Genomic DNA, 10,183 nt, shown 5'->3' with positions numbered 1-10,183 from the left:
AGGTAAAAACCCGCTTCGGCGGGTTTTTGCTTTTGTGCGCCCGGGCAGATGAATGACTGCCCACTCCGTTTTCTGTGAAAGAACGCGGCTCACCGGTCCAGAAGGACGCAGTGCTAAGAACGTGACGCTTTTTCAGCAGTATTAGGTCTAACCTTATAAATAAATAGCTACGCGGACAGTGGGCGAAAAGCGCTACTCTTTGGTTAACACTATCACCGCGGGAGTCGTTGCCGTAATGGATCAAAAACCCTTAATCATTATCCAGGTGGGGGCTGCCCCAGAACCGCTACGTGAAGCGCATGGCGATATCCCGCACTGGTTCTGCCAGGCAATCGGGTGTTCGCCCGATGAAGTCGATGTTGTACGCGTATTCGAAGGGGAAACGCTGCCGCGGCCGGATGCCCGCCGGGCCGCGATCATCACTGGCTCCTGGGCAATGGTTTCCGACCGGTTGCCCTGGAGCGAGAAAACGGCGGAATGGATCCGCGATGCCGTGGCGATAGAAATGTCGCTGTTTGGCGTCTGCTATGGTCACCAGTTAATGGCGTGGGCTCTCGGTGGCAATGTGGAATATCATCCGCAGGGGCGCGAAGCCGGCACGAAAACTGTCAGGCTGAATGCCGCAGCGGCAAACGACCCGTTGCTTAGTCATCTGCCGGAGACGTTCCCTGCGCACCTTACGCACCGGCAAACCGTTACCCTCTTGCCACAAGGCGCTGCGGTACTGGCCTCTTCTCTGCATGATAATCACCAGATCGTCCGCTATGGACCTCATGCTGTCTCTGTGCAATTCCACCCGGAAATGACCCCGGAAATTGCCAGTGACCTGCTGCGTTTGAATCGTGCCAATATCGAAAAAGAGGGCATCGACGCCGACAGCTTAGTGGCTGGCGTACTTCCCGCCCCCGGTGCGGCAGAGATCCTCCGCCGCTTCGTACAGACATTTACCGACCGTAACCAGGCCGCGCGGTCAACGAATGTGAGCCAGTGAACGATCTTCTGCTGCGCCTTGTATTAATCGCGTCAGCTCCTCACAGCGGATAATCATCCCGTCCTGTAGCGTAAAATGCGCCAGGACGTCGACATGTGATACCTCACCTCCTTTCTTACTCACCGCCACCCGGTGGTGGGTTAGCACCTCCTGGTTTGCATGGGCTATGGCGATAATGGTTATCTCCATAGCGTGTGTCAGTTGCTTAAGCCGGGCCATATGTTCAACAAAACCGCGTAAGTCCAGCGATTCCCCGTCTACATATTGTTGATACTCCGGCGAAAAGAATTCGTGGATTCTGGCTTCGTTATGTTCAGGGTGGCAGACGATGGTCTGTAAAGCCTGTACGACGTGTTGAATAGCCGCTGACATGGGTTTCTCCTCTCTGTTTGTGGTCAACAGAGCATATCGCCAGCGCAGCGCGGTATATTAACCGCAACAGGACAGTAAATACGGTGAACCGGCCATGTTGATTGCACGCAGCCAGCGACTTACCCATCAAAGCAGACATCAAACCGTGTGGCATCAGCATCAAACGGGGCAACTGTTTTGCATGCAACGCGGCATGATGATGGTGCAGACAGAGCATGTGCAATGGGCGCTGACGCCCGCCAGTGTTGGATGGTTCCCTGCGCACTTGCGACACCGCGCCTGGACGGTGGGAGAGGTCAGCGGCATCAGTCTGCATATTGAAAATGCGGCTTTGCCCGCAGAGGCGGGCGTCTGGCCTGCCGATCCTTTCCTGCTATTACTCATGGAACGCGTGGCCTGCAGTGAAGGCAGGCGTCAACACCATCTCCTGACTGTCGTGCTCGATGAAATCAGGGCCGCGACAGCGGCACCGCTGCAACTGCAACTACCGGAAGATCGCCGAGCCCGGCAGGTTGCGGAGTTTCTGCTGCTTGAACCTCATAGCCCGCTTTCCCAACGCGAACTTGCTTTCAGATTCGGGATGAGTGCGCGGACTTTAAGCCGCTTGTTCAGTCAGCAAACCGGGTTGCGCTTTAGCCAGTGGCGGCAGCAAGCACGTATCCTGGCTTCGTTGGCCTTATTATTGAAGGGGGAGTCGGTAAGTAACACGGCCACGCAGTGCGGGTATGAGAATGTCAGTGCTTTTATCGCCGCATTTAAGCAGCGTTTTGGCATCACGCCGGGAGAGTTCCGTATACACAACGGCGTGTGATCCCGGTGTTTTGCTTGAGAGTCACCAGAGTGCAACAGGCTGGCAAACGCCTTTGCTTTGGCTCGCGGCAGCAAGGGTCACAAAGGGTTTAAATGGGTGCGGCCCGGCAAGCGTATCCGGGAGAGGCGCTTGGGACGGGCTATCAGGCTGCGGCCTCTTCTTCTGCCAGACGGATCCTAGCCTCGTCGACGATGGCTTCAAACTCTGTTAACAGGTCTTCCAGGCCAAATTCTGCCCCGACATCTGCGGGGCAGGTCTGTAAGTTGCTGAGCATGACAACGGTCGACATCAGGCTATTGATTTACTCACAGCCAGTGTCATACGGGTAAGTCGACCAGCAACGCCCGTAATGGCGTATCGGCAACCAGCGTGATGGTGGCTTCATCGCGAATGAAAGCGCCGTCTCCGCAGGTCAGGGCTTCGCGCGCTTCGCAGTGCGTGACGGCGTGCACCGTACCGTGAATCGACTGCAAATAGGCGCGCGGGCCATGAAGCTGGATTGTCAGCTGTTCACCCTTTTTCATTTCTACATGGTGCAGCCAGACTTGCTGACGAAGTTGCAAACTGCCCTCGCTTCCATCCGGGGAGGCCAGCAATTGCTGCGATGCATCGGCAATGCTCATCTTCTGCACAGACGGGTTTTCCCGCTCCGGGCAGGCATCCAGCCACAACTGCATGCGCGTTAATGACTTATCTTTGCTCAGGTTATGTTCGCTATAGCTGATACCGGGCTGGGTGGCAATCAACAGCGCTTCACCGGCTTTCGCCTGGACATGGTTGCCTTCACTATCGCGGTATTCCGCTTCGCCTTCCAGAATCAGGTTCAAAATATCCACTTTTGGATAGGTGCGTGGCTGGAAGGAGGCGCCAGGGGCGAGGACTTCCTGATTTAATACGCGCAGGGAGGCATAGCCCAGAAGCTTCGGGTCAAAATAATGTCCAAAAGAAAAGGTGTAGCGGGCCTGAAGCCAGCCGAAGTCAGCTTGTCCGCATTGTTTTGCTGTACGGGTAGTAATCATAATTATTGACCTCTCTTTACCTAAAACAATGTTAAAGGTATGGACGCTGCATTGTTAGCCAGATATTCTGCCTGGTATGTTCAAATTTACTGAATGAGAACAAAAAATGGCGAAAGAAAGGGCGCTGACGCTGGAAGCGTTGCGCGTAATGGATGCAATCGATCGGCGCGGTAGCTTTGCGGCGGCGGCAGATGAGCTGGGGCGTGTTCCGTCTGCGCTCAGCTATACCATGCAAAAACTGGAAGAAGAGCTTGATGTGGTGCTGTTTGACCGCTCCGGGCATCGCACTAAGTTTACCAACGTCGGGCGCATGTTGCTGGAGCGCGGCCGCGTCTTGCTGGAAGCGGCGGACAAACTGACGACCGATGCGGAAGCGCTGGCGCGAGGGTGGGAAACGCACCTGACGCTGGTCACAGAAGCGCTGGTGCCAACGGTTGAGCTGTTTCCGCTGGTGGATCGGCTGGCCGCGAAAGCCAATACACAACTGTCGATCATTACCGAAGTGCTGGCCGGGGCGTGGGAACGGTTGGAACAAGGGCGCGCGGATATTGTTGTCGCCCCGGATATGCACTTTCGCTCCTCCTCAGAGATCAACTCCCGCAAACTCTACTCGGTGATGAACGTTTACGTTGCCGCACCGGATCACCCTATCCATCAGGAGCCGGAGCCGCTGTCTGAAGTGACACGCGTGAAATACCGTGGTGTGGCAGTAGCGGATACCGCTCGTGAGCGACCGGTACTGACAGTACAACTGCTGGACAAACAGCCGCGACTGACCGTGAGCACAATTGAAGATAAACGTCAGGCATTGCTGGCGGGGCTGGGCGTGGCCACTATGCCTTATCCATTGGTTGAACAGGATATTGCACAGGGGCGTTTACGGGTGGTCAGCCCGGAATACACCAGTCAGGTCGACATTATCATGGCCTGGCGGCGCGACAGCATGGGGGAAGGAAAGGCCTGGTGTCTGCGCGAGATCCCGAAACTGTTCGCCGGTAAATAAGTTGCCGCTTCGCGAAGGCGAAGCGGTCAGCTTCAGCGGAACGCTTTGGGTTGCGGTCCGAAACGGTTCTCTTGTGGTGTGCCGTGCTGGCTGTAGAAAGCCAGCAGCATCAACCAGCCGATGACCGGGAACAACAGCAGCAGTAACCAGCGCCAGCTTCGGTCGGTATCGTGTAAACGGCGGACTTGTACCGCCAGCGTTGGTATCAGCACCAGCAATTCATACACCAGACTTAATACGTGCCAGCCGATGATCCTGTCGATGACATTCAGCACGCCAAAGAGAATGATGTTGACCAGTGTGAACATCCAGAATTCGCGGCGATGTGCGCGCCCGCTAAACGTAGCGTAGTTGCCAAGTACTTTAAAATACCAGTCCATTCCTCACCTCGGTCGACGGTCAATCCGTTGTTTTCTAAGCAATCACTGTAAGAATAGACGGCAAAAATACAAACGGCGAAATGCGGCAAGAAATATTTGGGCGCGTTGTAACGCGCCCGGAAGATCAGGCGAAACGGCTGTCGCGCCCGTGCGGTTCATTGAGATCCTGCCACGGCCCGATGGAAATAATCCCCGTCGGGTTGATGGTTTTATGGCTGCGAAAATAGTGATGGCGGATATGGTCAAAATCGACCGTTTCGGCAATGCCCGGCATCTGATAAATGTCCCGCATAAAGCCATGCAGGTTCAGATAATCACTTATGCGGTGCTTGTCGCACTTAAAATGAGTGACATAAACCGGATCAAAACGTACCAGCGTAGTCCACAGACGAATGTCTGCTTCGGTCAGACGGTTACCGGTCAGGTAGCGGTGCTGGCCGAGGATCTGCTCCAGCCGCTCCAGTGAGTTAAAGACGCTGACGACCGCATCGTCATAGGCCTGCTGGCTGGTGGCAAAACCAGATTTATAGACGCCATTGTTGACGGTGTCATAAATCCAGCTATTCAGTTCATCGATCTGGTCGCGAAGCTCTGGTGGATAATAATCACCGGCTCTGGCACCTAAGCCATCAAATGCGGTATTAAACATGCGGATGATTTCCGCCGATTCATTGCTGACAATGGTGTGGTTCTTCTTATCCCACAGCACAGGCACCGTCACACGCCCGGTGTAGTGCGGGTCGGCATGAAGGTAGAGCTGGTAGAGAAATTCATGTTGATACAAGGTGTCGCCGGTTGCCCCAGGAAAGGTGTCATCAAATGTCCAGCCATTCTCCAGCATTAACGGGTGAACCACCGAGACAGAAATAAATGGCTCAAGACCTTTTAGCTTACGCAGAATCAGGGTGCGATGTGCCCACGGGCAGGCGAGAGAAACATATAAGTGGTAGCGGTCTTTTTCGGCGGCGAATCCACCTTCACCCGAAGGGCCAGCGGCGCCATCGGCGGTGAGCCAGTTGCGAAACGCCGAAACAGAGCGCTGAAACCGTCCGCCAGTAGATTTGGTGTCGTACCAGGTGTCGTGCCAGACGCCGTCAATCAGTTGTCCCATGATCATTTCTCCTTCAGATAGCAAAAGCGAGGAGTGAACTCCTCGCTTTGCGTTTTTGATGCTTTCAGTATAGAGCGCTTACCATTTTTTATTCAGCAGGCGGTCAATGCTAAAGGCGCCCGGACCGGTGATACCCAGCAGCAGGTAGCCGCCAGCAATGGTCAGGTTTTTCATGAACATCAGCGAGTTCACGCCTTCAGCAAAATTGCTGTGGAAGATAAACGCTGTCAGCAGAGTAAAACCGGCGGTAAACAGGGCTGTGGTGCGGGTCAGGAAACCGAACACAATCGCCAGACCGCCGCCAAATTCCAGCAGAATGGTCAGCGGCAGGAAGAACCCCGGAACGCCCATCGCTTCCATATACTGTTGTGTGCCTGCGTAGCCGGTGATTTTGCCCCAGCCTGCGGTAATAAACAGAATCGGCATCAGGATACGTGCGACCAGAAAACCAACATCTTCTAATTTTTTCATCTTTCTCTCCAGGGAACCACAATGGCGGCTATCAATAAAATATCTGCAATAACGGGCGGATGCCGCGTGCATGCTGTCGATGGAGAGGATAGTAATCGGCGGATGAAAAGATTGTTAGCAAGGAAAACTGTCGAATTTTATCAAAAAAACTGAGTAAGAAAGGATGAAACAGGCGATGCATTGCAATCGCCTGTAGAGAGCACGTTAGCGCGGTGAATTAAGGGTAACTTTAACCAGCCGCCACAGGCTCCAGGCACTCAGGCCCCGTTTTGCCCAGCGCACCAGTTTGTTTGGGTGGCGAACCGACCAGATGGCCATTGCCCCGCTACCGACCAGCGCCCAGGAACGCAGACTCAGGAGCGTGTTCCAGCCGCGATCGTAAACGGCGGTGGCCTCAAGCCAGTCCCGGCGCTCTGCGGTGAGATCCAGCCGTTGTTGCTGGATCTCGCTCAGCAGCTGCGCTTTGCGCTTCAGACGTTCCGCTTTGGTGCTCACGACTTATCGTCCTCCAGCAAAGCGCGGTCATTCGCCAGCTCCTGGCGGGTGTGGCGTAGCAATGTGGAGGCCCGTGCTTTACGCAACGTCCAGATACCGCCTATTAACGCCAGTACCAGTAGCACCACAGTGGTGGCAATCATCGCATTCAGGCGATATTGCGGATCGATGGCCCAAATTATCAGCACCATCAGGCTCATCAGGCCAAATGCGGCAAAAAGCATGGTCAGCCCTGACATTAAGAGCAACTGGAAGACATTGGCTTTCTCTTCTTCCAGTTCGACCACCGCCAGCCGCAGGCGGGTCTCAACCATTTCAACGAGGATAGACAGAATGCGCTGACCTATCCCCAGAGCACTTTTGCCCGGCCCTTGCTGGTAGCGTGGATCCGTCATATCAACGACGCGTCAGTAGCACGCCCAGCACCACGCCGACGGCAGCGCCGATGCCCACGCTGGCCCACGGGTTTTCGCGGACGTATTCATCAGTACGGGCTGCGGCTTCACGGGTCTGACGAGCCAATGCATCGCCCGTTTCGCCCAGACGATGACGGCTTTCACGCAGCACCTGTTCAGCCTTACTGCGCAGTTTGCTCAGCTCTTCTTTCGATTTGTCCCCAGAGTTGCTCAGGACTTCTTCCAGGGTATCCGCCAGGGATTTCAACTCAGAGCGCAGATGGTCAGCATTATCTTTGGACATAGTTCTCTCCAGGTGAGTGAGGGGTAATTTCCTTTACATCAGTAATCACGTGCCTCAAGGGCTTTCAGGTGTTCCTGCGCCTCTTTCAGCTTATGTTCGCGTTTACTTATCTTGTCCGCATCGCCTTTTTGCCTGGCCTCGCTCAGATCGCGACGCCGTTCGGCCACTTCTTCTCTCTGCTCAATGATTTTTTTCTGATGGGCAGCGCGCAACTTGTTGTCAGAGCAACTGGCGCGGACTTCGCGCAGTGCTTTGTTCAGGCCCACGATCCGGCTTTCATTGTTATGCTTTTCGGCATAGCTGATCTCCCGCTGGATCTCTTGCTCTTTCTCCTGACAAGGCGAAGCCGCCTGCGAAACTGCGCTCAGAGATAACAGGGCCAACGCCAGTGCGATGCGGTTATTCATAATCGAAACCTTCCTTTGTTGGCTGGCGAAACGGTCGTGTCGCCAGCATCCAGTGACATAAAGTGAACCCTGGTTCCGTTTACTCAAGCATAGTTAAGTTAACGAATAACACCAAAGTGAGTGAAAAGATTCAGAATCCTGGAAGGATCAGCCGAACCGGTGCGTACTGCTACGCAGGCGGTTGAGCCAGGCAGAGGTCTGGCTGCTTTCATCGTCCTGGGCGGCGATGATGTAACCGTGGGGTAATGTGCGATCCAGTACGGCTTTCGCTGCTGCGCTCTGGGCGCTGGACTCGAACGTAATCAACAAGGTGTCGTTCTCAGGTGTGATGCTTTTAAACTGAATGCCGTTGGCATCAAGATGATGCCAGACGGAAAAGCCATCTGGCACGCTGACGTTATGCGTCGCCGGACGGATCGCCAGCGTGGAGCCTTTATCCTGTAAGGTCGCCCATGCGAAAAGCATCACGCTTAAAAATGCCAGCGCGCAAATGCTCATTACCAGCCAGCGTAAAAACGGGCGGCGCGATTCCATGGTTTTAACCCCGATTGCCATATTTTTTCTTCCAGAGCACGACCAGCGAGCCGATCAGGCCGATCACCAGCAACACCACCGGAAGCAGCATCAGGCAGGACATAAGCGCGTCTTCGTATTTGCGAAAAACCGGCGTTTTACCCAGCAGATAGCCCAGCGTTGTCAGGATCAGCACCCACAACAGACCGCTCATCCAGTTGAAGAACTGGAAGCGGGCATTACTCAGACCAGAAAGTCCGGCAATAGTTGGCAATAAAGTTCGGACAAACGCAATAAAACGGCCAATTAACAGTGCGGAAAGCCCATGTTTATGAAACAAATGGTGCGCCCGCTGGTGGTAATGCGCAGGCAGATGCGACAGCCAGTTCTGCACCAGACGCGTATTGCCCAGCCATCGTCCCTGTATGTAACTGAGCCAGCAGCCGAGACTGGCCGCTACGGTCAGCAACAAAATGGTCTGCGGATAACCCAATGCACCTTTGGCAATCAGAACGCCAATCAGGACCAGCAGGCTGTCGCCCGGCAGAAACGCCGCCGGGAGCAGACCGTTTTCCAGAAATAAAATGACAAATAATACAAAATAGAGCATGCCGATCATGCCGGGGTTCGACAAAGTCTCGAAATCCTGGCTCCAGAGGGCATGAAGTAACTGGCTTAAAAGTTCCATTCAGTGTTCCTGGTACATCGGTTTACGTCACGCCCGGAACAGCACGGCGATTGGCTTTAATACATTATGATCGCTCGTGAACGATGTGTTACGGCATGTTCCGATAAAAACGTTGTGAGCAAGCACGAACAAATACGATGGCGAAATGCATCCAATTGTAACAAATGCTGACGTTATACGTCAGTCATAAAAAAACGTTTCGGTATTGATTTTGCTTGTCGGAGGTGGGGGAGGCGAGGCTATTTACAAAGGCTGACACTCTATACTTTTCACTTACCCTAAATTCGTGCCGGGCGCAGCGTAACTCTGCGTCCGGCAAGGGAAATTATTTGGTTCCGTTGGCGGCAGTATCCAGATGTACGACCGGATTTTCTGCAAACAGGTAACGATCGGCGTTAAATTCAAAATCGTCACTGGTTTCGTTAAACAGCATCTGTTTGGTATTTTCGAGGTGCTGCCACATCGCCAGCTTGGCGGCGTGAGGATCTTTACGGATTAATGCCCGCAAAATCTGGTCATGATCATCACACCAGTTATCCACGGTACGTAAGTCGATATGGTCGTGCAGTTTTTTCCAGTACGGGTTGTGCACGCGCTGGGTCCACATCTTCTCGACAATCGCCGCCAGCGCGGTGTTTTGCGTGGCCAGAGCGACCTGCACATGGAACTGTAAATCCCACTCGGAATCGCGGAAGCATTTCTCTTTACGCGCATTGTCCTGGATTTCCATCAGCTTCATGATGTCCTGTTTCGTGACCTGTGTGGCCGCGAATTCGGCAATATTGCTTTCAATCAGCTGGCGAGCCTGCAACAGCTCAAAGGGCCCATAGTTAGCGAACTCCAGGTTTTCATCCGGGACCTGGGTATGGCGCGGCTGGTTCGAGATGACATGAATGCCAGAGCCTTTACGAACTTCGACGTACCCTTCTACTTCCAACATGATAATGGCTTCACGAACCACGGTCCGGCTCACGCTTTTTTCATCAGCAATAAAGCGCTCTGCGGGCAATTTGTCCCCCACAAGATAGACGCCTTGCTCAATACGATTTTTAAGCTCGGCGGCAAGCTGCTGGTACAAACGTCGTGACTCGGAGATTTCCATATATGAGCTCCAGGGAAAAGAAGGGCAATAATAGATTTGTTATACCACTTTTACACCATTCTCACCATCATCGATAACGAAAAAGCCGCCCGGAGGCGGCTTTTTGAGACATCAAATGGGA

At 53.9% G+C, this 10,183-nt stretch carries 16 protein-coding genes; 3 read left to right on the top strand and 13 right to left on the bottom strand.

From position 1 onward, the window contains the following. The first annotated feature begins 235 nt into the window (after nt 1–235). The gene (locus RTX30_RS14805) at nt 236–991 is read left to right on the top strand and encodes a glutamine amidotransferase (protein ID WP_312690917.1); all 756 of its coding nucleotides are present in this window, start codon (nt 236–238) and stop codon (nt 989–991) included. Here the strand turns inward: RTX30_RS14805 and RTX30_RS14800 are convergent. Beyond that, nucleotides 971–1,363: a nuclear transport factor 2 family protein gene (locus RTX30_RS14800; RefSeq protein ID WP_312690916.1), complete on the bottom strand. Its 393-nt coding sequence runs from the start codon at nt 1,361–1,363 to the stop codon at nt 971–973. The two genes, RTX30_RS14805 and RTX30_RS14800, sit on opposite strands and share 21 nt — an antisense overlap. A 94-nt stretch (nt 1,364–1,457) precedes the next feature. On the opposite strand from RTX30_RS14800, the gene RTX30_RS14795 reads away from it, so the two are divergent. Then, the gene (locus tag RTX30_RS14795) at nt 1,458–2,174 is read left to right on the top strand and encodes an AraC family transcriptional regulator (RefSeq protein ID WP_312690915.1); all 717 of its coding nucleotides are present in this window, start codon (nt 1,458–1,460) and stop codon (nt 2,172–2,174) included. A 142-nt stretch (nt 2,175–2,316) separates the two neighbouring features. Here RTX30_RS14795 and RTX30_RS14790 read toward each other — a convergent pair whose 3' ends face one another. Both RTX30_RS14790 and RTX30_RS14785 read right to left on the bottom strand, forming a co-directional pair. Then, the gene (locus RTX30_RS14790) at nt 2,317–2,463 is read right to left on the bottom strand and encodes a hypothetical protein (protein WP_312690914.1); all 147 of its coding nucleotides are present in this window, start codon (nt 2,461–2,463) and stop codon (nt 2,317–2,319) included. 28 nt (nt 2,464–2,491) lie between these two features. Continuing rightward, nucleotides 2,492–3,193 carry a pirin family protein gene (locus tag RTX30_RS14785; RefSeq protein ID WP_312690913.1) on the bottom strand — a complete coding sequence of 234 codons (702 nt, stop codon included), beginning with the start codon at nt 3,191–3,193 and terminating at the stop codon, nt 2,492–2,494. Between the two features lie 106 nt (nt 3,194–3,299). Here RTX30_RS14785 and RTX30_RS14780 point away from each other — a divergent pair, with 106 nt between their 5' ends. Next, on the top strand, nt 3,300–4,196 hold the full coding sequence (locus RTX30_RS14780) for a LysR family transcriptional regulator (RefSeq protein WP_312690912.1): 897 nt from the start codon (nt 3,300–3,302) through the stop codon (nt 4,194–4,196). A 32-nt stretch (nt 4,197–4,228) separates the two neighbouring features. Here RTX30_RS14780 and RTX30_RS14775 read toward each other — a convergent pair whose 3' ends face one another. The 10 genes from RTX30_RS14775 to exuR form a co-directional block, all read right to left on the bottom strand. Next, on the bottom strand, nt 4,229–4,576 hold the full coding sequence (locus tag RTX30_RS14775; protein WP_312690911.1) for a DUF805 domain-containing protein: 348 nt from the start codon (nt 4,574–4,576) through the stop codon (nt 4,229–4,231). A gap of 124 nt (nt 4,577–4,700) precedes the next feature. After that, nucleotides 4,701–5,687, bottom strand: coding sequence for a glutathione S-transferase family protein (locus RTX30_RS14770; RefSeq protein WP_312690910.1), 987 nt, complete (start codon nt 5,685–5,687; stop codon nt 4,701–4,703). Between the two features lie 78 nt (nt 5,688–5,765). Then, nucleotides 5,766–6,158 (bottom strand): DoxX family protein, encoded by a 393-nt coding sequence (locus RTX30_RS14765; protein WP_312690909.1) that lies wholly within the window; start codon nt 6,156–6,158, stop codon nt 5,766–5,768. A 204-nt stretch (nt 6,159–6,362) separates the two neighbouring features. Next, complete coding sequence (locus tag RTX30_RS14760) at nt 6,363–6,653, bottom strand: YqjK-like family protein (protein ID WP_312690908.1); 291 nt, start codon at nt 6,651–6,653, stop codon at nt 6,363–6,365. Further along, nucleotides 6,650–7,048 (bottom strand): phage holin family protein, encoded by a 399-nt coding sequence (locus tag RTX30_RS14755; RefSeq protein WP_312690907.1) that lies wholly within the window; start codon nt 7,046–7,048, stop codon nt 6,650–6,652. The genes RTX30_RS14760 and RTX30_RS14755 overlap by 4 nt, the downstream gene beginning before the upstream one ends. Nucleotide 7,049: 1 nt before the next feature. Next, nucleotides 7,050–7,352: a YqjD family protein gene (locus tag RTX30_RS14750; protein ID WP_312690906.1), complete on the bottom strand. Its 303-nt coding sequence runs from the start codon at nt 7,350–7,352 to the stop codon at nt 7,050–7,052. A gap of 38 nt (nt 7,353–7,390) precedes the next feature. Further along, a complete protein-coding gene (locus RTX30_RS14745) occupies nt 7,391–7,759 on the bottom strand; it encodes a DUF1090 domain-containing protein (protein WP_312690905.1) in 369 nt (122 codons plus the stop codon). Nucleotides 7,760–7,906: 147 nt separating this feature from the next. Next, nucleotides 7,907–8,293, bottom strand: coding sequence for an EnvZ/OmpR regulon moderator MzrA (gene mzrA / locus RTX30_RS14740; protein ID WP_312690923.1), 387 nt, complete (start codon nt 8,291–8,293; stop codon nt 7,907–7,909). 4 nt (nt 8,294–8,297) lie between these two features. Then, entirely contained in the window at nt 8,298–8,960 is a 663-nt protein-coding gene (gene yqjA / locus RTX30_RS14735; RefSeq protein ID WP_312690904.1) for a DedA family general envelope maintenance protein YqjA, read from the bottom strand. Nucleotides 8,961–9,285: 325 nt separating this feature from the next. Beyond that, nucleotides 9,286–10,062 carry a transcriptional regulator ExuR gene (exuR, locus tag RTX30_RS14730; RefSeq protein WP_312690903.1) on the bottom strand — a complete coding sequence of 259 codons (777 nt, stop codon included), beginning with the start codon at nt 10,060–10,062 and terminating at the stop codon, nt 9,286–9,288. Between the last annotated feature and the right edge of the window lie 121 nt (nt 10,063–10,183).

The organism is Kosakonia sp. (genome assembly GCF_032052965.1).
Classification (GTDB): Bacteria; Pseudomonadota; Gammaproteobacteria; order Enterobacterales; family Enterobacteriaceae; genus Kosakonia.
The sequence above is the reverse complement of the archived record's forward strand: the minus strand, read 5'-3'. Positions and strand labels throughout refer to the sequence as shown.

What these genes read in the sequence shown, in the direction of transcription:
- RTX30_RS14755 (WP_312690907.1), bottom strand. Translation starts at nt 7,048, where the DNA reads ATGACGGATCCACGCTACCAGCAAGGGCCGGGCAAAAGTGCTCTGGGG.
- RTX30_RS14750 (WP_312690906.1), bottom strand. Translation starts at nt 7,352, where the DNA reads ATGTCCAAAGATAATGCTGACCATCTGCGCTCTGAGTTGAAATCCCTG.
- RTX30_RS14800 (WP_312690916.1), bottom strand. Translation starts at nt 1,363, where the DNA reads ATGTCAGCGGCTATTCAACACGTCGTACAGGCTTTACAGACCATCGTC.
- RTX30_RS14790 (WP_312690914.1), bottom strand. Translation starts at nt 2,463, where the DNA reads ATGTCGACCGTTGTCATGCTCAGCAACTTACAGACCTGCCCCGCAGAT.
- exuR (WP_312690903.1), bottom strand. Translation starts at nt 10,062, where the DNA reads ATGGAAATCTCCGAGTCACGACGTTTGTACCAGCAGCTTGCCGCCGAG.
- yqjA (WP_312690904.1), bottom strand. Translation starts at nt 8,960, where the DNA reads ATGGAACTTTTAAGCCAGTTACTTCATGCCCTCTGGAGCCAGGATTTC.
- RTX30_RS14780 (WP_312690912.1), top strand. Translation starts at nt 3,300, where the DNA reads ATGGCGAAAGAAAGGGCGCTGACGCTGGAAGCGTTGCGCGTAATGGAT.
- mzrA (WP_312690923.1), bottom strand. Translation starts at nt 8,293, where the DNA reads ATGGAATCGCGCCGCCCGTTTTTACGCTGGCTGGTAATGAGCATTTGC.
- RTX30_RS14785 (WP_312690913.1), bottom strand. Translation starts at nt 3,193, where the DNA reads ATGATTACTACCCGTACAGCAAAACAATGCGGACAAGCTGACTTCGGC.
- RTX30_RS14765 (WP_312690909.1), bottom strand. Translation starts at nt 6,158, where the DNA reads ATGAAAAAATTAGAAGATGTTGGTTTTCTGGTCGCACGTATCCTGATG.
- RTX30_RS14795 (WP_312690915.1), top strand. Translation starts at nt 1,458, where the DNA reads ATGTTGATTGCACGCAGCCAGCGACTTACCCATCAAAGCAGACATCAA.
- RTX30_RS14805 (WP_312690917.1), top strand. Translation starts at nt 236, where the DNA reads ATGGATCAAAAACCCTTAATCATTATCCAGGTGGGGGCTGCCCCAGAA.
- RTX30_RS14770 (WP_312690910.1), bottom strand. Translation starts at nt 5,687, where the DNA reads ATGGGACAACTGATTGACGGCGTCTGGCACGACACCTGGTACGACACC.
- RTX30_RS14745 (WP_312690905.1), bottom strand. Translation starts at nt 7,759, where the DNA reads ATGAATAACCGCATCGCACTGGCGTTGGCCCTGTTATCTCTGAGCGCA.
- RTX30_RS14775 (WP_312690911.1), bottom strand. Translation starts at nt 4,576, where the DNA reads ATGGACTGGTATTTTAAAGTACTTGGCAACTACGCTACGTTTAGCGGG.